18 protein-coding genes are annotated in these 20257 nt (G+C 47.4%); 10 read left to right on the top strand and 8 right to left on the bottom strand.

Going from position 1 to position 20257, the window contains the following annotated elements; translation table 11 throughout:
- Positions 1 to 140: 140 nt before the first annotated feature.
- From slmA to coaBC, 4 genes are all read right to left on the bottom strand, one after another.
- Positions 141 to 731, bottom strand: coding sequence for a nucleoid occlusion factor SlmA (gene slmA / locus V5J35_RS12540; RefSeq protein ID WP_354007461.1), 591 nt, complete (start codon positions 729 to 731; stop codon positions 141 to 143).
- Positions 724 to 1677, bottom strand: a complete 954-nt coding sequence (gene argB, locus V5J35_RS12535) for an acetylglutamate kinase (protein WP_419095758.1) — start codon at positions 1675 to 1677, stop codon at positions 724 to 726. Before argB ends, slmA begins: the two co-directional genes overlap by 8 nt.
- A 237-nt stretch (positions 1678 to 1914) precedes the next feature.
- A complete protein-coding gene (dut, locus tag V5J35_RS12530; RefSeq protein WP_354007460.1) occupies positions 1915 to 2370 on the bottom strand; it encodes a dUTP diphosphatase in 456 nt (151 codons plus the stop codon).
- A complete protein-coding gene (gene coaBC / locus V5J35_RS12525; protein ID WP_354007459.1) occupies positions 2367 to 3596 on the bottom strand; it encodes a bifunctional phosphopantothenoylcysteine decarboxylase/phosphopantothenate--cysteine ligase CoaBC in 1230 nt (409 codons plus the stop codon). The genes dut and coaBC overlap by 4 nt, the downstream gene beginning before the upstream one ends.
- A 269-nt stretch (positions 3597 to 3865) precedes the next feature.
- On the opposite strand from coaBC, the gene V5J35_RS12520 reads away from it, so the two are divergent.
- The 7 genes from V5J35_RS12520 to V5J35_RS12490 all read left to right on the top strand — a co-directional run bounded on the left by V5J35_RS12520 (position 3866) and on the right by V5J35_RS12490 (position 11658).
- The gene (locus V5J35_RS12520) at positions 3866 to 7129 is read left to right on the top strand and encodes a hypothetical protein (RefSeq protein ID WP_354016396.1); all 3264 of its coding nucleotides are present in this window, start codon (positions 3866 to 3868) and stop codon (positions 7127 to 7129) included.
- Positions 7130 to 7272: 143 nt separating this feature from the next.
- Complete coding sequence (gene radC / locus V5J35_RS12515) at positions 7273 to 7962, top strand: RadC family protein (protein ID WP_354007457.1); 690 nt, start codon at positions 7273 to 7275, stop codon at positions 7960 to 7962.
- Between the two features lie 337 nt (positions 7963 to 8299).
- Positions 8300 to 8536 (top strand): 50S ribosomal protein L28, encoded by a 237-nt coding sequence (rpmB, locus tag V5J35_RS12510; protein ID WP_034879091.1) that lies wholly within the window; start codon positions 8300 to 8302, stop codon positions 8534 to 8536.
- Positions 8537 to 8556: 20 nt separating this feature from the next.
- Positions 8557 to 8724, top strand: coding sequence for a 50S ribosomal protein L33 (rpmG, locus tag V5J35_RS12505; RefSeq protein ID WP_034879088.1), 168 nt, complete (start codon positions 8557 to 8559; stop codon positions 8722 to 8724).
- Between the two features lie 227 nt (positions 8725 to 8951).
- Positions 8952 to 9278, top strand: coding sequence for a hypothetical protein (locus tag V5J35_RS12500; protein WP_354007456.1), 327 nt, complete (start codon positions 8952 to 8954; stop codon positions 9276 to 9278).
- A gap of 317 nt (positions 9279 to 9595) precedes the next feature.
- Positions 9596 to 10918, top strand: a complete 1323-nt coding sequence (trhP, locus tag V5J35_RS12495) for a prephenate-dependent tRNA uridine(34) hydroxylase TrhP (RefSeq protein ID WP_354007455.1) — start codon at positions 9596 to 9598, stop codon at positions 10916 to 10918.
- Between the two features lie 77 nt (positions 10919 to 10995).
- Positions 10996 to 11658 (top strand): hypothetical protein, encoded by a 663-nt coding sequence (locus V5J35_RS12490; protein ID WP_354007454.1) that lies wholly within the window; start codon positions 10996 to 10998, stop codon positions 11656 to 11658.
- A gap of 5 nt (positions 11659 to 11663) precedes the next feature.
- Here the strand turns inward: V5J35_RS12490 and V5J35_RS12485 are convergent, their stop codons facing one another.
- The 3 genes from V5J35_RS12485 to V5J35_RS12475 all read right to left on the bottom strand — a co-directional run bounded on the left by V5J35_RS12485 (position 11664) and on the right by V5J35_RS12475 (position 14355).
- Positions 11664 to 12983, bottom strand: a complete 1320-nt coding sequence (locus V5J35_RS12485; protein WP_354007453.1) for a hypothetical protein — start codon at positions 12981 to 12983, stop codon at positions 11664 to 11666.
- 184 nt (positions 12984 to 13167) lie between these two features.
- Positions 13168 to 13596, bottom strand: coding sequence for an H-NS family histone-like protein (locus V5J35_RS12480; protein ID WP_354007452.1), 429 nt, complete (start codon positions 13594 to 13596; stop codon positions 13168 to 13170).
- Between the two features lie 543 nt (positions 13597 to 14139).
- The gene (locus tag V5J35_RS12475; protein WP_354007451.1) at positions 14140 to 14355 is read right to left on the bottom strand and encodes a hypothetical protein; all 216 of its coding nucleotides are present in this window, start codon (positions 14353 to 14355) and stop codon (positions 14140 to 14142) included.
- Between the two features lie 193 nt (positions 14356 to 14548).
- On the opposite strand from V5J35_RS12475, the gene V5J35_RS12470 reads away from it, so the two are divergent.
- On the top strand, positions 14549 to 16360 hold the full coding sequence (locus tag V5J35_RS12470) for a Na/Pi cotransporter family protein (protein WP_354007450.1): 1812 nt from the start codon (positions 14549 to 14551) through the stop codon (positions 16358 to 16360).
- 39 nt (positions 16361 to 16399) lie between these two features.
- Here V5J35_RS12470 and ppx read toward each other — a convergent pair whose 3' ends face one another.
- Complete coding sequence (gene ppx / locus V5J35_RS12465) at positions 16400 to 17902, bottom strand: exopolyphosphatase (RefSeq protein WP_354007449.1); 1503 nt, start codon at positions 17900 to 17902, stop codon at positions 16400 to 16402.
- 197 nt (positions 17903 to 18099) lie between these two features.
- Between ppx and trxA the strand changes: the two genes are divergently transcribed.
- Together trxA and rho are read left to right on the top strand one after the other, a co-directional pair.
- On the top strand, positions 18100 to 18423 hold the full coding sequence (trxA, locus tag V5J35_RS12460) for a thioredoxin TrxA (protein ID WP_354007448.1): 324 nt from the start codon (positions 18100 to 18102) through the stop codon (positions 18421 to 18423).
- Positions 18424 to 18937: 514 nt separating this feature from the next.
- Positions 18938 to 20197, top strand: a complete 1260-nt coding sequence (rho, locus tag V5J35_RS12455) for a transcription termination factor Rho (protein ID WP_262565037.1) — start codon at positions 18938 to 18940, stop codon at positions 20195 to 20197.
- Positions 20198 to 20257: the final 60 nt, after the last annotated feature.

Raw genomic sequence — 20257 nt, 5'->3', positions numbered from 1 at the left:
GTTACTCGATATGTAAATGTTTTCAGCAGAACCGTGAAAACGGGGTGTATTTTTCTTTATCTGAATATACAGATCCTGAATATTCAGATAAAGAAAAAGCCCTCACGGGGCTTTTTCAAAAATAACACCAGCAGGCACTATTATCTGAAAACAACTGTCGATATATCCTGCCACTGATCCTGCCACAGTTCGGTAGGCTTGCGTTTAAACTCACTGCGTACAAACTGGCTGATGCGGCCTTCAGCCAGTGCCAGAATCATGTTGGCAGTCGTACCAACTGTTGAACGGGTACGCAGGCCTTCATTGATCTCCGCTTCACGCAAAATCTGTTTGACCTGGGTTTCCAGTCGGTCAAACAGCTGAATCATTCGATGGCGCAGACGATCTGGCTCGCCCGCCAGGGCATCACCATTGATGATACGGGTCAGCCCCGGGTTACGTTCGCAGAACGTTAACAACAACGTCAGAATTTTTTCACAACGTCTCAGGGCTTCCGGCTCGTCATCCAGAATCAGCGCAATGCGGGAAAACAGGGTTTCTTCTATAAACTCGATCAGTCCCTCGAACATTTTCGCCTTACTGGGAAAGTGCCGGTAAAGCGCTGCTTCCGATACGCCAACTTCCTTAGCCAGGGCAGAAGTAGTGATTCGAACTCCCGGTGATGTTTCCAGCATATGTGCCAGAGCCTGTAGGATTTGATCTTTGCGAGAAATTTTCTGTGGTTTAACCATTACAACCAGATACCGTCTCCACGTGTTCTCCGGTAATCAGGGTGCCAACGCCCTGGTCGGTTAACAGTTCCAGCAACAATGCATGGGGTACTCGCCCGTCAATGATCAGTGCTGTGTTAACCCCATTACCGACAGCGCTCAGGGCGCACTGAATTTTGGGCAACATGCCACCATAAATGGTGCCATCATCAATCAGGGCCTGAACCTGTTCAGCGTTCAGGCCGGTTAATAACTCGCCATCCTTGCTCAGCAATCCCTGGGTGTTGGTCAGTAGCAGCAGTTTTTCAGCCTTCAGGGCTTCTGCCAGCTTACCTGCCACCAGATCCGCATTGATATTGTAAGAAGCGCCTGCATCATCGACACCAATGGGAGCAATGACAGGAATGAAGTCAGAGTTTTGCAGCATTTCTACAATGCTGGTGTCTATAGACTCCACTTCACCCACCTGCCCGATATCAATAATTTCAGGCACTGTCATTTCCGGCGTTTTATGGGTCACTTTCAGACGTTTTGCCCGGATAAACCGACCATCTTTCCCGGTAATGCCAACCGCTCTGCCGCCATTGCTGTTGATCAGGGATACGATTTCCTTGTTAACCAACCCGCCAAGCACCATCTGAACAACGTCCATTGTGCTGGAGTCAGTCACTCGCATTCCCTGAACAAACCGGCTTTCCAGATTCAGCCGATTCAGCATTTCGCCTATCTGTGGACCACCACCATGCACCACAACCGGGTTAATACCCACTGCTTTCAGCAACACCACGCTGCGGGCAAAGCTGCGCTTCAGTTCATCGTTTTCCATCGCATTGCCGCCGTATTTAACGACAATGGTTTTGCCAGCGTATTGCTGGAGGTAAGGCAGTGCTTCGGTCAGCACCAGCGCCCTGTCCTGAAAATCCACACTTTCTGTCACTGTTGCCGGGGGCATGGTCGTCTGTTCCATTGCTTCTCCGGTACTCAACGTACCTTATTTTTTTCTATGACAATACGCTTCTCATCGCCGGGATCGAAAAACGTACTCTTTCTATAAAGAGTCGTTCTATGAAAGAGCCACTTATGGCTGCTTGCTGTCTGAACCACCAGTCAAAATGAAAAAGTACTTTAATTCATTTCAACTGGAATAGTACACGACTTGAAGTCAATATTATTTAATCATAAATGAATACATATTCACCTATGATCAGTGCTTGCCAGTATGACCAAACCCGCCTGTACCACGGTCACTTTCTTCAAAACTGTCAACAATATCCAGCTCAGCCTGAACAACAGGCACCAGTACCAGCTGGGCAATACGCTCGCCAGGTTCGACAGTAAAGGTGGTATTGCCCCGGTTCCAGCAGGATACCATCAGCTGTCCCTGATAGTCGGAGTCAATCAGCCCGACCAGGTTACCCAGAACAACGCCATGTTTATGACCCAGTCCTGAGCGAGGCAGAATCATAGCCGCCAGAGAAGGGTCTTCAATATGAATAGCCATTCCGGTAGGCAGCAGTTCCGTCTGTCCGGGTTCCAGGGTCAGCGCCTCATCGACGCACGCGCGCAGGTCGATACCAGCGGAGCCATCGGTCGCATGGGCAGGCATTGGGAACTCATTGCCCAGACGATTATCCAGAATGCGGGTTTTGATGGATCTCATGATTCCTGATCTCTTCTCCATTGATGGTAACTGCGAGATGCAATATTCAAAATTTTACGGGCCAGTACTTTCTTGGAAGCTTTCGGGAGCGTTTTCTCTATGCCTTCAGCCAGTACGGTCACCTCATTCATGTCACTGGAAAAACCAATGCTTTTATCTGACACATCATTAGCGACAATCATGTTCAGCTTTTTCTTCTGCATTTTTCTGGTTGCATACTCAATGACATTGCTGGTTTCAGCAGCAAACCCAATCACAAACGGGGCTTCATCCCGCGCTGCCACAGAAGCAACGATATCCGGGTTACGCACCAGCTTGAGTTCCAGAATTTCTTCCGTATTATTAGGGTCTTTCTTGATCTTGTCTTTCAGGATCTCAACCGGACGATAATCGCTTACCGCTGCGCAGCCGATAAAAATATCCACACCTTCGATGTTCTCCTGAACCGCATCGTGCATTTGCTGTGCACTGATAACATCAATAGTCTTTACCCGGCCAGGCTTATCTATACTCACCGGACCACTCACAAGCGTCACTTTGGCACCAGCTTCTACTGCAACTTCAGCAAGGGCATAAGCCATCTTTCCAGAGCTGTGATTGGAGATATATCTGACCGGGTCAATGTCTTCACGGGTTGGTCCCGCAGTGATCAATACACTTCGGCCAGTGAAAATATCGTGTTTAAACATTTCTGCGGTATGCAGGGTGATCAAATCAGGGTCCAGCATACGTCCGGGGCCGACATCACCACAGGCCTGGCTGCCATCAGCAGGGCCAAACATTTTCAGCCCTTTTCCCACCAGTTTGGCTATGTTCTCCTGAGTCGTGGCATCGCGCCACATCCCCTGGTTCATAGCTGGAGCAAGACAAATAGGCGCTCCCGTTGCCAGACACAGCGTTGTTAACAGGTCATCAGCCTGTCCACCCGCAAGGCGTGCAATAAAATCAGCGGTTGCCGGTGCTACAAGAACAATATCTGCCCATTTTGCCAGTTCAATATGCCCCATGGCAGCTTCTGCACGAGTATCCAGCAGATCAAGGTGTACCGGATTGTGGGAAAGAGCCTGAAGCGTCAGTGGCGTAATGAACTCACAGGCTGCTTTTGTCATTACAACCCGAACATCCGCCCCCAGCTTGCAGAGCGATCGTATCAGTTCAGCACTTTTATAGGCGGCAATACCACCCGTCACGCCGAGGACAATCCGTTTATTGCATAAGCGTTGCATGGAGGTTCCTGAAAAGTTAGTACAGAATTTTATCCGGGCTATTTTGTCTGAAATGGTCGAAAGATAACAGTCGTTATACTGCTTTGTTGTTTTGTACCTGCAGGCATAAACGGCATCTCATAGGCTGTACGTAACAAAAAATAACTATCTTAGATCGGATGGATTCTAAACTACTGTTCTTTGCCTTGGCAGCACTTATAACACATTCTTAATAATCCCAAAGAAGCGGTAAGGATGTTGCCAGAAGACCCAAACAAAAAAATGCTCAAATGGTCATAAACATGAAATGTTGTTTTTTGCTGTTTTTTTCAGCAATTTTCTCAAGTTCATACCTTAGCGCCTATTCCCCGGAGGGGCTTGAACACTACTTCGGCATATCAACTAATGGAATTCAGCTGCAGCTGCCAGGTTCCTGTTTTATTCACACTGAAATTAAAGAGAACAGGCAATATTCAAGGCTCGTTGTCAGTGATGGTCAGGGTCAAAACTTTGGTTTGGACTTAGAGATACACGGCACGCAACAGCAACGACAACACAGTCTGGAGATTGGTGGCCAGATCTATGTTATTCCAGAGGCCATACCTCATTCCTCCTTACCCACTACTTATACCCATTTAGCTAACACCTCAACAACGCCCCGGGTTCCTGATTACCCACATGGCCACAACTTTATAGGCCCACAACATTATTTTTATCCGCCTGTGACTCCCCCTTCTATATCGCAGTGGCAAGCCACGCAGCAGCAGGAGCAATTAAGGCTTTCCAGAAAAAACACGGATCTAAGCCATCAGGCACAAGAGCTGAGAGCCCGTAATAATGAACTCTCCAGTCGCGTCGAGGGTTATCGCCAGCAAATTCAGAGCGATCAGGACAGAATTGCTGAACTGACTAAGCAACTTAGTGAGATGTCTGCAACACTGAAAAACCAGGAAAAAAAGATGGATGTACTGGCTAAGCAAAATGACGGGCTAACAAAGAGAAATAATGTCTATCAGGCAGAGCAGGAATCGCTTCGACAGTCCAATCGAGAAGTCACAGAACAGGCTCAAAAGCTGACAACTCAAAATGATGAGCTCTCCAGTCGCGTCGAAGGTTATCACCAGCAAACTCAGAATGATCAGACTCGTATTACTGAACTGACTAAGCAACTTAGTGAGATGTCTGCAACACTGAAAAAACAGAATAAAAAGATGGATGGACTGGAAAAGAAAAATAATGCCTATCAGGCAAAGCAAAAATCGCTTCAGCAGTCCAACCGCCAATTAACACAACAAGCCTCTCAGGCGGTACAGACTGATTTGTTTTCACAGCCCCCGGTTGATCACAGGCATATGGAAAGTCAAACAGAGGCTACGGTTAATAACCATGTGGCAACTCAAATGGAAGCCCGCCGTATGAATGACCAGTCAACCCAGACAACACCAACCGAACCAGAGCAGAGTAATAAGGACCAGGAAAAACATGTGCCGGAAAACCTTAATAAAAAAAAATACCGCAAAAAAAAGAAAAAGCCACCAGAAACTAAAATAGAAACAGACACCGTTTTTCAGCAAAACGAAGAATATAAAGAAGGAAATTCATTGCCAGAACAGCCTGCCCGGCAGAAAACTGCTGAAAAAAAAACAAACTCGGATAATTTTAAGAAAGAAATAAATAAATCCAAATCAACCATAAGACGCAATTCCAAAAAAGCTGGTGAAACAGCAAACAGTACTCAGGAGCGTAGCCAGATATCTGAAGCTATTAACTCATATTGCAACGAATTTCTCAGAGATCATATCAATCACGACAGCCCCGAAAGTATTGCGTTTTTTTTACAGGAAGAGCTGGAAAAATTGATGAGTGACATTATTGAAAGAAACCAGTTCACCTCATCTCAGGAAGCACCTCCTCCGTCATCATCTTCAGATCAAATAGAGCCCCGGATAACAGAAGCAGACATATTTCGTGATACCAGTGCTGGTGACTTATTTTCTGCGCATATAACACTATGGATTGAACTGGTCAGCCAGTTTCCCGCTTTAATGCACACAGGATCACCATTTTTCCTCCGGTTAACTCCTGTATTCAAGCCACCAGCATCCAGGGCTCTGGAATCATTATCTGAAGAAGCACTGACAGCAAAGCCAGACGACAAGGGTACCTCAATACTTCTGACCTTGATGCGTGAGAATTTTAAAAAGCATGAAGCCCCTCTGAGAAGAACATTGATAAACTATAACTTTAATTTTGACAATAATCCTGATGCTATTCCAGCATTTATCTGGGCTGTTCTGGCAGCCCACATTCTGAATGATGACGAATTGATTGATCACCTTCTGAATCTTTTGCCCGACAACTATACCGGGCTGCTGGAAGCCTATATGTCAAATCTGGACACTGCCAGTGAGCAGCATCACTGGTTAATATACAATATTCTCTTTATTCAACGCCTTGCATGTACCCGGCAAAGAATTTTTTTAAAACCCCATATGACGCATGGGGTGCCTGTTGAACCAGGCCCTGTGAATGAAAGAAACCGGCAAACCCTTCAACTGCAAAGACTCATAAACCCGATTCTGAACAGGGCGACTGAAACTGAAGGAGCTTCCGCTATCGATCCATTAAGCCGGCTACAACTGATCAGCCCTGATACCGCGCTGAACCAGCAATGGCAAGATGATTGCAATTTAGTTTCTTCCTTTTTCAGCAGCCTGCCTGAAAACAACCAACCTGACCAGCCCAACCAACCCCTGCAGAATGAAACACAATACAGCCTTCTACCCGCACTGCTGATGGAACTGCGCAATGCAGCTACCCCTGTTAATATTGAATATAAAGACAGTTCAATAGTTCGGCTGGCAAAAAATCTGGCATTTAATTACGAAGTATTTGATCATTTGTTTGATCTGGTGTCATCGCTTGGAAGAGAAGGAAATGATGTTTTTTCTGAAGAAGAACCGGCACCAGTCTCTGCCGATGATTTTTTACATGAATTGTTAAAAGCAATAAACGCCCCTGAAATACAAACTGTATTGACCATTCTTAATGAACAGGGAAAAAAACCAGAAGATATAACGATCAATCAAATGGCCCGTCTTCTCCACCTTTTTACGGATAGCGACCAGGAAATAGAAACGAAACTAAAACAATCTGTATATTCTCTTCTCAAATCATTCGCTTTCTACCTCAAAAAACCTATCGTGTTTATTTTTCCTTCACCTGCTAGCGGCACACTTCCTTACGGGGCATATTTTTTCAGCACCGACCCAAACCAGAGTCAACCGGACCCTATTTCAGACTCAAATCATCTGCGTGAGTATATTCGCTCACACTCACCGCTAATAGTAGGTTACGAACGATTTCAAGCCGTTAATCGTCACATATGGTTTCGCTTCACTCCACAAGGGCAGGCCACCCTAATGCCTGATCTTCAGCCCCCGTTAAACAGTACAACCGGCTCAGGGCAAGATCCCGACCCGGATGACGCTGCTTCAACCTCTCCCTCTAACAGGGATTTGCCACCCATTATCATCTTGCAAAACGGACTTTAAGCCTCGCAACGGAAAGCCTGACTATAAGTGGTCAGTCTTTCCTGCTTGCCTGACGTTCCTCATTTGTCTGTCCATCACTCATGGAATTTTATATCCCTCTCCTTGTCAGACATGAATAAACATTATCAGAGAACTCTTTATTCATGTCTGACTCGCGACACCAGGCTTCCCAGCCGCCTTCTGATCGCCCCAGAGAGAAACTGCTGAACCATGGGGCAGAGTCCTTAAGCGATACCGAACTCCTCGCCATACTGCTGCGAACGGGCTCAAAAGGTATAGGAGTGATTGAACTGTCACATACGCTTATTCATCATTTTGGGTCGCTGGACGAGTTACTGACCGCCAGACCTGCACAGCTCAAACGGTTTAAAGGACTTGGACAGGCTAAAATCGCCGAATTGCAGGCTATTTTAGCGATTTGTCAGCGAGTACTTGAACATCGGGTAAAGCAGGGTAACGCGCTGACCAGTCCGGACAGTACACGGCAATATCTGCAAATGCATTTCAGGGGGAAGAGTAGCGAGCAGTTTGCCTGCCTGTTTCTGGATACGCGCCATCGGGTTATCGTTCTGGAAACGCTGTTTTACGGCACCATTAACTCTGCAGCAGTTTATCCCCGGGAAATTCTGAAACGTGCATTAGCATTAAATGCCAGTGCGGTTATTCTCAGCCATAATCATCCCAGCGGAGACCCGGAGCCCAGCCAGGCTGATATCCGGATCACCCAAACCATTAAACAGGCATTAGAACTGATTGACATTGAGTGTCTGGATCATATGATTGTCGGTCGGGGCCAGATTGTGTCCCTGGCTGAAAGAGGTCTGCTCACCTAAGTCGACCGTACAATAAATCCCCTGCTGATGGCCTCGAAGTCCTGCCAGACCAGCATTTTACAAGGGGTTGTAGGTAGAAGTTCACCCTGGGTCAACTTGCGATTCAGGCTTGACTCTGGTATAAAGCCCGATCTTTGTTTGAGGGTAACTGCTGAGAGCTCTGGCTCATGATTTAATAAGGAAATGCGGTTTTATAGCTTAATAAAGGGCTTAATAAAGCGTATTTTCTGGCTCATGGCTGTTTGGGCTGAAATAAGCAGACTCTGGAATTCAGTTTAGTTTTCCGGCCTGATGGCTGGATCATTGTTTAGACAGATAGCTTTGAGAGGCCATCATAATGTCCAAAGTTTGTCAGGTTACCGGCAAGCGCCCGGTTACTGGGAACAACGTATCCCACGCGCAAAACAAAACTCGTCGTCGCTTCGTGCCTAACCTGCACTCCAAGCGCTTCTGGGTAGAGAGCGAAAATCGCTTTGTACGCCTGCGTGTTTCCTCCAAAGGCATGCGCATCATCGACAAGAAAGGCATCGACGCTGTTCTGGCTGACATGCGCGCCAACGGTCAAAAAATCTAAGACAGCGGGAGCAATAAGTCATGGCAAAAGGTATTCGCGAGAAAATTAAGCTGGTTTCTACGGCTGGTACTGGTCACTACTACACCACCAACAAGAACAAGCGTAACACTCCAGACAAGCTCGTATTCAAGAAGTACGATCCTGTTGTGCGCAAGCACGTGGAGTACAAGGAACACAAGATCAAGTAAGATCGACGGTTTCTAAAAAAACCAGACCCGATTCAATCCGGTCTGGTTTTTTTGTGCCTGTAAATTTTTCAGAAGCTGCCTGTAAATTTTGCAGAATCAATGCATAACTATTCCACTAATTCATTGAAATATGTAATCGTTTTCAGTAAAACTCCCCCTCGACCAGCGCAGACGAATTATTCATGATAAGCGCGCCCAACTCCCTCAGTAAGAGCTTTTGACTGATTATGATGTACCACAACGCTTTATCCGAAACCTCCTCTGAAGCGGTAGCTGAAAAAGCTTTCGACCAGATTGAGGCGTTAAGCGAAACCTTTACAACACATGAAGCATCGGAAGCCAGTGAACTGGCTGTTCAGGTTTACCTGGATAAAGGGGCATCGGCAGAGTTTCAACAGGAGAATGGTGGTAAAATTGTTGTGACAGCGGATCAGACTCCGGCAGGGCCAATGGCAAGAGTGCTGGTAAAAGAAGGCAAGGTATCCTGGCGCAGAGTTAACGTTCATGTCTGCCTGAAAGACGGCACACGTCTTATGCAAACCTTCGAGATCTGAAACAGAGCATTTTATACCAATTCCGCTTTCTAAATATGACAATGAGCAAGTCATTCTGGGTCGCGGGACAATACCCTGAAGGGCATAAAGGCGGAACGACGAATAATAGCGAGCTATTGCGAGGAGTTCCAACGCAGCTCCCGTGATTCAGAATGGCTGCGCAATTCATGTTTAGAAGGTGGAATTGGTATTAGTCAGGTAGTTCACCTTACGAACTCCTGACTGTCCCTCAAAGCTGTTTGCAAAACTGCTTATTTCCTCAAGCCCTGTCGCTGATATAATGCGCCACCTGTCCTGCAAACAGTCTAATCAAATCTATGAAACCAGAACTTCTTTCACCCGCTGGCACTCTGAAAAACATGCGTTACGCCTTCGCTTATGGCGCTGATGCAGTATACGCCGGCCAGCCCCGCTACAGCCTGCGTGTTCGCAACAACGACTTTAAGCTGGAAAACCTTGAGAACGGCATTAACGAAGCTCACGCCCAGGGCAAGAAGTTCTATCTCGCCAGCAATCTTGCGCCCCACAACAGCAAGGTAAAAACCTTTCTGAAGCATATGGAACCGGTAATCGCGATGAAGCCGGACGCCCTGATTATGTCGGACCCGGGCCTTATCATGATGGTTCGTGAAACCTGGCCAGATATGCCCGTACATCTGTCGGTACAGGCCAATGTCGTTAACTTTGCTACCGTTAAGTTCTGGGCGAAGCAGGGGGTTGAGCGCATCATTCTGTCCCGCGAACTGTCTCTGGATGAGATTCAGGAAATTCGGGAAGAAGCGCCGGAGATGGAAATAGAAGTGTTTGTCCATGGCTCCCTGTGCATTGCTTACTCGGGTCGCTGCCTGTTGTCTGGCTATATCAACAAACGTGATCCCAACCAGGGTACCTGCACCAATGCCTGCCGCTGGGAGTATCAGCCCCATGCCGCCACGGAAAGCTACACGGGTGAAGTCGTGCCACTGGCAAAACCTGAAAGTGTTCAACCAACGCTGGGGCAGGGCGCGCCAACAGACCAGATTGTGCTTTTGCAGGAAAAAGGTCGTCCTGAGCAGTACATGCCTGCTTTTGAAGATGAGCATGGCACCTACATCATGAACTCCAAAGACCTGCGTGCCGTGCAGCATGTTCATCGTCTGACGGATATGGGGATTCACTCCCTGAAAATTGAAGGTCGCACCAAGTCCTTCTACTACGTGGCCCGTACTGCACAGGTTTACCGGAAGACCATCGACGATGCCGCAGCAGGTCGCCCGTTTGATATGAGTGCAATGGATACGCTGGAAAACCTGGCTAATCGCGGCTTTACCGAAGGTTTCTATCGTCGCCATGTTCACGACGAATACCAGAACTATGAGACCGGCAACTCCCGTGGCAACAAACAGCAGTTTGTCGGGGACATCCTCGACTTCGACGGACAACAAGCCACTATCGACGTGAAGAACCGCTTCGAAACCGGTGACACCATGGAGTTGATGACACCAAAGGGAAATATTGCCTTCACTCTGGATAACATCGAAAACAAACACGGTGAATCCGTTTCTGTGGCTCCTGGCTCCGGTCATAAGGTAAAAATTCTGGTACCGGAAGGTGTTCAGCCAGACGAGATGTCTCTGCTGGTACGAAATCTCCCGCAGTAACTATCAGAAGTAACGATCAGCAGTTGCCTTAACCATTGAAGGCTCATTTGGCCGTGTCACCGGTCGATAGAGCCTTCATGGATCTCAAAACCTTTACCAAACTGTTCTCCGGCTCACCGTTCAAGCCTTTGCTCCAACATCGCGAACTGATACTGGACGCACTGTTGCACCTGAACCGGCAGGTTCACAGCCTGAACTCTGACAAATCACATAATGCTCAATCTTCTGACTGGATAAAGGCCTTTCCCGGCCAGCTTGAAAAGCTGGAACACGAAACGCTGCAGCGTTTCCATCAGCCATCCATCACCTCTCAGCCCAAAGACGTTGTGATTAACACTCTGCAGATACAAAACTCTCTTGCCCATGAAATTTGTCGTCTTTCAGAGCGGCTGGGCTATCGGCCCCTTAATTTGCCACCGGAATTGATAGTACCCATGAATGTACTGGCCCGTCAGTTTGGGCAAACGGTCTATCAACTCAGGCAGGGCATCGACGAGCTGGAGCAGCTAAATGCCAGCGGATACAGAAAACGGCACAAAAGTTCTCTGCAACTGCTACGAAAGCAACTGGCGCTTTGCACTGACGAACTTAGAGACACCAGTCAGGAAATCAGGCATCACGCCTGCCAGTTTGAACGTCACATCGACCCGGTAGATGTGGCACTCTTATTTTTAATTCTTGATGGCATCAGTGATTTAGCGCTGTGGATGCGCTCCCTGATTGTGCATCTTCAAAACTGATCCATTCAAAACCAGGCATGAGCAAAAGACAGAATTAAAGGAATCATCCCTGCTTTAACGGTGTAGGCAGTGCTATGACTTTGTGTGAATGGTGTATGCCCAGACATCTCTGAAGGGGTAGGCGGTATATAATCCGTCATACTGATCCTGTCACTGTAAGCGTAATGGTTGTTCAGCAGCTTTAAAGGATTATCTGAATTCGTTTGCACAAAGTATTTATAGTGGTCAGGAGTCGCTGAGAAGTATTTGCAAACTTTTTTTCTGGTCAGCGTAGCGAGAGTTCCTATATCAAAATAACTCTGGTCTTTTGCCGTACCTTCTGGCACATAAAGATAAGAGTTTGATACGTCTATGGTGATACGATTTTTCCCTGACCAGACTATGAAATCGGGTACGGGTGTCGATTTGATAATACTCCCTTTATGCAGGTTGCTGTAAAGCCGTGAGTGGGCGATGTGTATTCTGGGAACCTGCGTTCCCCGCCTTACAACGATCATACTCCTGTTTGAATGCTTGATAGCATCTGGCTCAGAGGTCGTTCGAATAATATCTGACCAGTCTAAGGCTACTTTGCTTTCCCCATCGGCATAAATGACTGGGAAGTTTTCCTTTGACTCAAAGGCATCTAAGAACACACCGACAATGGATAACTCGCCTTTTTCTGTAACTGAAAACCAGGCTTTCTGAGGTTTAATGTCAGAACGGTCAGAACCGTTTGAGGATGAGACAGGAGCCAGCTTAATGGTCGCAGGTTTGTCGTCTTTTACTTCCGGTACAATACCATCCTGGTGGTTTTTAACAGGGCTGCAGATTGTCAGAGAAAAACCGGAAACATCAATCGAACCGCTCATTTTATAGGGGGTCTCAGAGGGTTTCAGAAGAATCAGGGCTGTCGTCATTTTGGAATACCCTGACGGTCCTCTTCCTGAATAGCTCTGAATCTCGTCGGTTGCTGATCCGGAACTTATATAATCTTCATCATCACTGTTAAGAGAGGTAATAACGCTTGAATGCTTAAATTTGTTGAGTTGTTTTTTTATATACGCTTCAAAAAAATTATTTTTTCCTGTTGTTCTATTTGTATCCAGATAAAAACCAGAGCCGGAGCCGGAAAACTCAACATCTGATGGAGCCGTTTTTTTGGATATATTACCCCTGATTGCCTTCAGGTGGTCGAGCAGATCTTCTCCCGGTGATGCTTCTCTGCTGATATCGTAATGAGCAGAGTCGCAAGGATTGTAAAACTCATCCCTGCCTACAGAGTCAGCCCCACAATAACAACTTGAAACCGCCAGTATAAACGCAGGAAGCGATCGGTTTAGCATAAGATACACCACTACTCTTTGCATTCGAGATTCGGCCTGCCGAATAGAATAGATCAATGCTCAGTCGTTGGGGGATTCATCTGCCGGGTACACCCTGTGCCTGCTTGGGAATCTATGCACAGGGTGTACTCAGATTAACCGTTATATCAGGAGCCTGTTGGACTTAAGGCTGCCCTACTGACTCCTAATCGTTATCAACAATACAGTCGGTTCGCTTCTTGTTCGTTCGATCAAGGTAGTCCTGAAAATCTTTGGGCAGGCGTCCGGTCGTTGAACCATACCAGCGAACGGTGTCTCCCGATATGGTCTGGTATTCAAAGTTGTGCTTGCTGACATTGCGCTTGCGCTTAGATTCTTTCCCCATTTCATCCAGCAGGCTTAAGTCAGAAATAGACAGGCCCCGTTCGGCCATGGCTTTCTTGATTTCTTCGATGCTGTGCTTTTTCTCTTCGCGCTTGGCCTCTTCGGCCTCTTTCTCATTGAATTTTTCCTGCAATACCTCATTCATACGATTAATTATTCGCTCCATCTCTTCAGCATTCACGTCTTTGAAAAGAGAGCGAATTCTGGTTTTGCTGCCTAATCTGTGATGAAGTTCTTCGAATATATTCATTACTCTACCTCAGTGGCCAATCCAGATAGAAGGTGCATTCTTAAATGCTTGTTGAGCCCTTGGTAATCCTGAGCTGCAACGGCGTTTAACAAAAAACCATCTATCCTCCCTAACGCCAGATAACTGTTGACCAGTTACGCATAATCCAAGCGGAATATCCATGACATAAAGCCAGCCATTGATTCGCTGGAATAGACTTTCAGTTCATAGATTACACCATCTTGCCGTACGACCATGGCTATTTAACGATGCTAAAACCTCTCATACGACCAGCACTGGATGGTTTTTGCGTGCCTTTTCAACACTCACTCGCAATAATAATAACAACAGCCTGTATAATAGCTGTCATTATTTATTTCGAAGTTTTTTTACGGTAAAAATCATCGTTATTTTCAGGCACTGAGTTCTTTGAAACGGTAAGGAGTATGAGGCAGAGAGAAGCTGCGAAAAACAGAAATGTAATTAACACTCAGACATTATCTTCTCATACGAAAAAACGGCCTTCATATTGCAGCACAGATGGTGAACATTACATTTTTATAGTCAGAAGTCATGGTCGTTTTGCCTGATCTTTTTGAAAGGCACTTCCTGCAACGTTTCCTGCAATGCAGAACCAGTCGACGCAATAAGGTCTGTCGGTCGATATTCCCTGACTTCCCCATTATCCATCAAGACTTTCACCCAACCCGTTTTCAGGCTCTGGAACAAACGACCTTCTTCAAATGTATTTCGGTCTTTTACTCTTAAACTGCCATTCATTGCTTTTCTTAGCCCGCTCAAAAATCCCGAGCCTCTATTATCGGTTGCAGTTGTAGACACTTTAATGACATTTTTACGACCGATTGAAGACACCTGACACTGGCTGCTATAAACATAAAAATTCGCCACTGAGCACTGTAGAGCCTGCACAGTAACGCCGATAAATCAGCCTATAGCCAATGGATGAGGCTTTATGCTTAGTCGACTTTTTTTACCATCAGCCCTGCTGCTATTAATTTACGGGTTCTGGGTCAGCCCGGAGTTCAAAATCATTGCGGCCGGAGTCGCGATATTTCTGTTTGGCATGGTTTACCTTGAACAGGGATTCAAGGTGTTCACTGGTGGGCTGCTGGAAAATATTCTGCAAAAAACCACCGACAAAGTTTGGAAAAGTCTCAGCTTTGGTATTGTCTCAACCGCCATTCTGCAATCAAGCTCACTGGTTTCCGTCATTGTTATCTCATTTCTCAGCGCAGGCTTGATTGGGCTGGCAGCCGGTGTGGGTATTATTTTCGGAGCCAACCTGGGCAGTACGGCAGGCGCATGGCTGGTTGCCGTGTTTGGCCTGAAAGTAAAATTGTCATCCTACGCTATGCCAATGCTTGTGATTGGGCTGCTGCTGAAAACTCAACGGGCAAAACAGCTTAATGGGTTTGGTTTTATCCTTCTTGGCATCGGCTTTCTGTTTCTGGGCATTCACTACATGAAAGAAGGCTTCGAAGCCTTTAAAAGCGCAATAGATCTTGCCGAATATGCCATGGACGGTTTTGCCGGGCTGATGGTTTACACCATGATTGGCATGGTTGCCACCGTTATCATGCAGTCGACCAATGCCACAATGGTACTCACCTTCTCTGCCCTGGCGATTGGCCAGCTTTCTTATGAAAACGCTCTGGCCATCGCTATTGGCTCTAACGTGGGTACCACCATTACCGCTATTTTAGGCGCAATCAGTGCCAATGCCGAAGGCAAACGACTGGCCGTCGCACACCTGACCTTCAATGTGATCACTGCAATGCTTGCCATTATCCTGATTGAGCCCCTGATCAACCTGGTTAATCACATTGCTGAGTACCATGGTGTTGCCAGTAACAACTACACGCTCAAACTGGCTATTTTCCATACTCTGTTCAATATTCTGGGCATGCTGACACTGCTTCCGTTTCTGGGATTGATGGTGAAATGGTTGCAGTCTCTATTCCGCGATCAATCCGCCGCGAAACCCCTCAACCTTGCCAGCCACGATGAGACTGAGCCGGAAAAAGCGATCTACCTCAACCCGGTCACACTCAGTTATCCGGATACTGCCATGCGGGCTATGACGAGGGAGTGCGCACACCTGTACCGGAACGCACTGGAAATCATCTGTTACAGCATCTATCTATCCGGTGAAAAGCTGCGGGAAACCGATAACCTGCAGGAGCTGGTCAGGAACTGGAAAAGAGAAGAACAGCCCTGGTCCATCAAGGACCTGTATATCCGCCATATTAAAGGTATCTATGCCGATATCATCCAGTATTCCGGGGCGCTTGAAGGTCGCCTGCCCAAACAACAGGCTCAGGAACTGTTTGCCCTGAAAGTGGCCTGCAGAGATTTTGTACAGGCCATCAAGCACGTAAAGCATATTTATAAAAATATGGGTAAGTACACCGATTCAGAAAATGAGCAGATTCGGGAGCAATACAACCAGCTCAGGCTCTGCATTGCGTCGGTTTTGAAACTGGTCGACCTGTTGGGCGTAAAACGCCGGTACAGCCATATTCGCGAGCATACTGACCAGTTAAAACAGGAGCTAAGGGAGCAGGACGAGCAAACCAACACAGCCCTGAATGAACTGATTCGTTCCGGTCAGGTTGATGCCTATATGGCCAGTTCTCTTCTAAACGACAGCGCTCATGTACATGATGCCTGTACCAACCTGATTGATGGTGCTGTGATTATGTTGACCCGGGACAGTCAGGAGTATCACGATTTTGATGTCACACCAGAGGTCGCCAGTTCATAACAAACCATACGGCTGAGCAAGGCCCAGCCGGACAGGTAATCAGTCAACAACCAGCCAGTATCCTACCCGAATCTGTTCGATTCGCTCCCGCTCAAAATCCGCTGCCGTTAGCGGATGCTGTTTCAGCCATTTCTTAGGGAAAGAAACCGTCAGCTTTTTATTGTCTGCTTCAAGAGAGTAGGTAAACCCGTTATCCGCACCTCTGATATGATTCAGGACAATGGCGATTCGCAACAGAACAGTCAGTTTCAACAGTCTGCCTTCTTCATCATCACTGTCAATCAACGTCCTGGGAATCGTGCGCCGGTGTCCTCTGACCAGCAGAGCCAGCTTGCGCTGTTGCTCCTTGCTGAACCCCATTAAATCGGAGTGATGAATCAGGTAAGCACCATGACGATGGTACTGGGAATGGGAAATATCCAGTCCGACTTCGCATACCAGGGCAGCCCAGGACAGCAACTCCCTTTCGGCCTGACACAATCCCCATGTTTCTGCCACCTGGTCAAAGCAGCACAACGCATGCTGACGAACGGCTTCCGCATTACTCTGGTCTACATGATAACGTTTCATCAGGGCAGAAATGGTCCGGCCACGAACATCTTCATGCCGGTCACGCCCCAGCATGTCGTACAACACGCCTTCCCGCAGAGCGCCATCGGAATACTGCATCTGCTCAATATCAAACGCATCAAAACAGGCAGTCAGAATCGCCAGACCTGCAGGGAAAATTGTCTGCCGTTCAGGTTTCAGTCCGGGAAAGCGGATACGATCTGTGCGGTTGAATACCAGCAGGTCATTTTTCAGTTTATCCAGTCGTTCCCGGGTAATTATATCCCCTTCGCCCGTTGCCTGAAGGATACTGCTGACCGTACGGATAGACCCTGAGGAACCCACAGCGTCTTCCCAGCTAAGCTCCCGATACGTTTTCTCTATATTCAGCAGTTCCAGTCGGGCGGCATAATAAGCTGACTGGAAACGTTCCGGCGACAAATGACCTCCGGAAAAAAAGCGGTCATTGAACGTCACACACCCCATGTGCAAACTCTCAAGCAGCCGGGGTTCAAAGCGTTCACCAACGATCAGTTCGGTACTGCCACCACCAATGTCCACCACCAGCCTGCGATCATTATCATCAGCCTGAGTCTGGGCAACCCCCAGATAAATCAGTCGCGCTTCTTCGCGCCCGGCAATAATCTCTATGGGATAAGGCAGAATTTTTGTGGCATTTCGGACAAATTCGTCACTGTTCCTGGCTTTTCTCAGCGCATTGGTACCAACAATTCTGATGGCCTGAAACGTTCTGCCCTTCATGTACTGGGCAAACTGTGCCAGACAGTTGAGTCCACGTTCCATGGCTGCTTCAGACAAACTGCCATCTTTTGCCAGCCCGGCGGCCAGCTGAACTTTCTCGCCCAACCGTTCTACAGGCCGGATTTCTCCCTGGTCGACCCGGGCCACAATCATATGAAAACTGTTAGACCCCAGATCAATAGCCGCTACCAAAGGCTGGCTGTCTGTCTCACTTTGACCGATTTCTCTCATGATCCTTTACTGCAAGGTTTTTTTACCTGAAAGCCGGACTCAGCATAACAGAAGGTGGCTTGTCTCACATAACAGATCATTAATTCCTGGCTGATCCTGCAAAACCATGCAAATTTAAAAATTCGAACAATTGTTTCTCAGGCAGACCGTTTGCTATGATTTCGAAACTGAATGCAAATGGCTAGGAGACCCATTCCATGAGCGATATTGTCAATGTGACAGACGCTTCCTTCGAAGAGGACGTACTGAAGGCTGACGGACCGGTACTGGTCGACTACTGGGCAGAGTGGTGCGGCCCCTGCAAAATGATTGCTCCGGTTCTGGATGAAATTGCCCAGGACTACGACGGCAAACTGACGATCTGCAAACTGAACATCGACGAAAACGAAGCCACTCCACCCAAATACGGTGTACGCGGTATCCCGACCCTGATGTTGTTCAAGGGCGGCAACGTTGAAGCGACTAAAGTCGGCGCTCTGTCAAAATCCCAGCTGACCGCATTTCTGGACAGTAACCTTTGATCATTTTCAGGGAATAGGCAAGCCAGAAATGGCCGGATGTTATTTTGGTATTTTCATCCGGCGGTCTGCCTGATGCCTGCACCAGCATTGCGTTCGTTTCAGCATTGCGCTATGTTCGTCAATGTAACTCAGACAGACCTTTCAATATTCTGAGTAGAAAGTAGAAAAAAGAATAATAAAACCTATTTAAAGTTGACGAGACACTAGTTCTTGATTATTTTCCAGAAAAGGATATAGACTGTCGAAGTGACACATGTCAGATGCCAACGGTTGATAAATTGGTACAATGACAGTCAATAGAATTATTTCCGGCCAGGCTTGTTTTGAATTCTTTCGAGCCAACACTCACTTAATTCAATAACATGACCTAAATATCGGGCTGTAGCTGGAAGGCTGTAAACAGCTTTCGCAGGGATCGGCATTAAGCGATCCTGATTATAATAATCTCAATAATACCTGATTTTCCTGCAACTACGACGGCCACTACCTTTCAATATAACGTTCTCAAACTGTTATGCATCTTACCGAACTGAAGAAACAATCTGTTCCTGAGCTTCTGGCAAAAGCCAATGAAATGGGCCTGGACAACCTCGCCCGTTCACGAAAGCAGGACGTAATATTCTCTATCCTCAAGCGCCATGCCCGCAGCGGGGAAGACATCTTTGGCGAAGGCGTTCTGGAAATTCTCCAGGACGGCTTTGGTTTCCTGCGCTCTGCCGACAGTTCCTATCTGGCAGGCCCTGATGATATTTACGTATCCCCAAGCCAGATTCGCCGTTTTAACCTTAGAACCGGCGACAGCATCTCTGGTAAAATTCGCCCGCCAAAAGAAGGCGAGCGTTATTTCGCGCTGCTGAAAGTTAACGAAATTAATTTTGATCAGCCTGAAAATGCCCGCAACAAAATTCTGTTTGAAAACCTGACGCCACTGTTCCCACAGGATCGTCTGGTGATGGAAATGGGCAACGGTTCTACAGAAGACCTGACCGGTCGAATTATTGATCTGGTCTCCCCAATCGGCAAAGGTCAGCGCGGTCTGATCGTATCCCCGCCAAAAGCCGGTAAAACCCTGATGCTGCAAAATATTGCAGCCAACATCACCCGTAACAACCCTGAATGTCACCTGATTGTACTGCTGATCGACGAACGTCCTGAGGAAGTGACAGAGATGGCACGTTCCGTTCGTGGCGAAGTGGTCGCGTCCACGTTTGACGAACCACCATCACGTCACGTTCAGGTGGCCGAAATGGTACTGGAGAAGGCCAAGCGCCTGGTTGAACACAAGAAAGACGTTGTCATCCTGCTCGACTCCATTACCCGTCTGGCACGCGCTTACAACACCGTCATTCCATCTTCCGGCAAGGTTCTGACCGGTGGTGTGGATGCCCACGCCCTGGAACGTCCTAAGCGTTTCTTTGGTGCTGCCCGTAACATTGAAGAAGGCGGCAGCCTGACCATCGTAGCCACTGCACTGGTGGATACCGGCTCCAAGATGGACGAAGTGATCTTTGAGGAATTCAAAGGTACCGGTAACATGGAACTGAACCTCGACCGTCGCATCGCTGAAAAGCGTGTGTTCCCGGCTATCGGTATTAACAAGTCCGGTACCCGTCGTGAAGACCTGCTGACCACGGAAGAAGAACTGCAGCGCATGTGGATTCTGCGTAAGATCCTGCACCCGATGGACGAAATCCAGGCCGTTGAATTCCTGCTGGATCGTATGAAGCACACCAAGACCAATGAAGAATTCTTCCAGGCCATGAAGCGCAAGTAAGTCTTCTTCTTTTTCTACAGAAACAGCTACCCCGTGGCCGTTTCTGTAGAAGAGTCTCCC

Origin of the sequence: Endozoicomonas sp. NE40 (genome assembly GCF_040549045.1) — a bacterium.
Classification (GTDB): Bacteria; Pseudomonadota; Gammaproteobacteria; order Pseudomonadales; family Endozoicomonadaceae; genus Endozoicomonas_A; species Endozoicomonas_A lisbonensis.
The sequence above is the reverse complement of the archived record's forward strand: the minus strand, read 5'-3'. Positions and strand labels throughout refer to the sequence as shown.

Coding starts and splice junctions, on each gene's coding strand:
- slmA (WP_354007461.1), bottom strand. CDS start 731: ATGGTTAAACCACAGAAAATTTCTCGCAAAGATCAAATCCTACAGGCT.
- argB (WP_419095758.1), bottom strand. CDS start 1,677: ATGGAACAGACGACCATGCCCCCGGCAACAGTGACAGAAAGTGTGGAT.
- dut (WP_354007460.1), bottom strand. CDS start 2,370: ATGAGATCCATCAAAACCCGCATTCTGGATAATCGTCTGGGCAATGAG.
- coaBC (WP_354007459.1), bottom strand. CDS start 3,596: ATGCAACGCTTATGCAATAAACGGATTGTCCTCGGCGTGACGGGTGGT.
- V5J35_RS12520 (WP_354016396.1), top strand. CDS start 3,866: ATGGTCATAAACATGAAATGTTGTTTTTTGCTGTTTTTTTCAGCAATT.
- radC (WP_354007457.1), top strand. CDS start 7,273: ATGTCTGACTCGCGACACCAGGCTTCCCAGCCGCCTTCTGATCGCCCC.
- rpmB (WP_034879091.1), top strand. CDS start 8,300: ATGTCCAAAGTTTGTCAGGTTACCGGCAAGCGCCCGGTTACTGGGAAC.
- rpmG (WP_034879088.1), top strand. CDS start 8,557: ATGGCAAAAGGTATTCGCGAGAAAATTAAGCTGGTTTCTACGGCTGGT.
- V5J35_RS12500 (WP_354007456.1), top strand. CDS start 8,952: ATGATGTACCACAACGCTTTATCCGAAACCTCCTCTGAAGCGGTAGCT.
- trhP (WP_354007455.1), top strand. CDS start 9,596: ATGAAACCAGAACTTCTTTCACCCGCTGGCACTCTGAAAAACATGCGT.
- V5J35_RS12490 (WP_354007454.1), top strand. CDS start 10,996: ATGGATCTCAAAACCTTTACCAAACTGTTCTCCGGCTCACCGTTCAAG.
- V5J35_RS12485 (WP_354007453.1), bottom strand. CDS start 12,983: ATGCTAAACCGATCGCTTCCTGCGTTTATACTGGCGGTTTCAAGTTGT.
- V5J35_RS12480 (WP_354007452.1), bottom strand. CDS start 13,596: ATGAATATATTCGAAGAACTTCATCACAGATTAGGCAGCAAAACCAGA.
- V5J35_RS12475 (WP_354007451.1), bottom strand. CDS start 14,355: ATGAATGGCAGTTTAAGAGTAAAAGACCGAAATACATTTGAAGAAGGT.
- V5J35_RS12470 (WP_354007450.1), top strand. CDS start 14,549: ATGCTTAGTCGACTTTTTTTACCATCAGCCCTGCTGCTATTAATTTAC.
- ppx (WP_354007449.1), bottom strand. CDS start 17,902: ATGAGAGAAATCGGTCAAAGTGAGACAGACAGCCAGCCTTTGGTAGCG.
- trxA (WP_354007448.1), top strand. CDS start 18,100: ATGAGCGATATTGTCAATGTGACAGACGCTTCCTTCGAAGAGGACGTA.
- rho (WP_262565037.1), top strand. CDS start 18,938: ATGCATCTTACCGAACTGAAGAAACAATCTGTTCCTGAGCTTCTGGCA.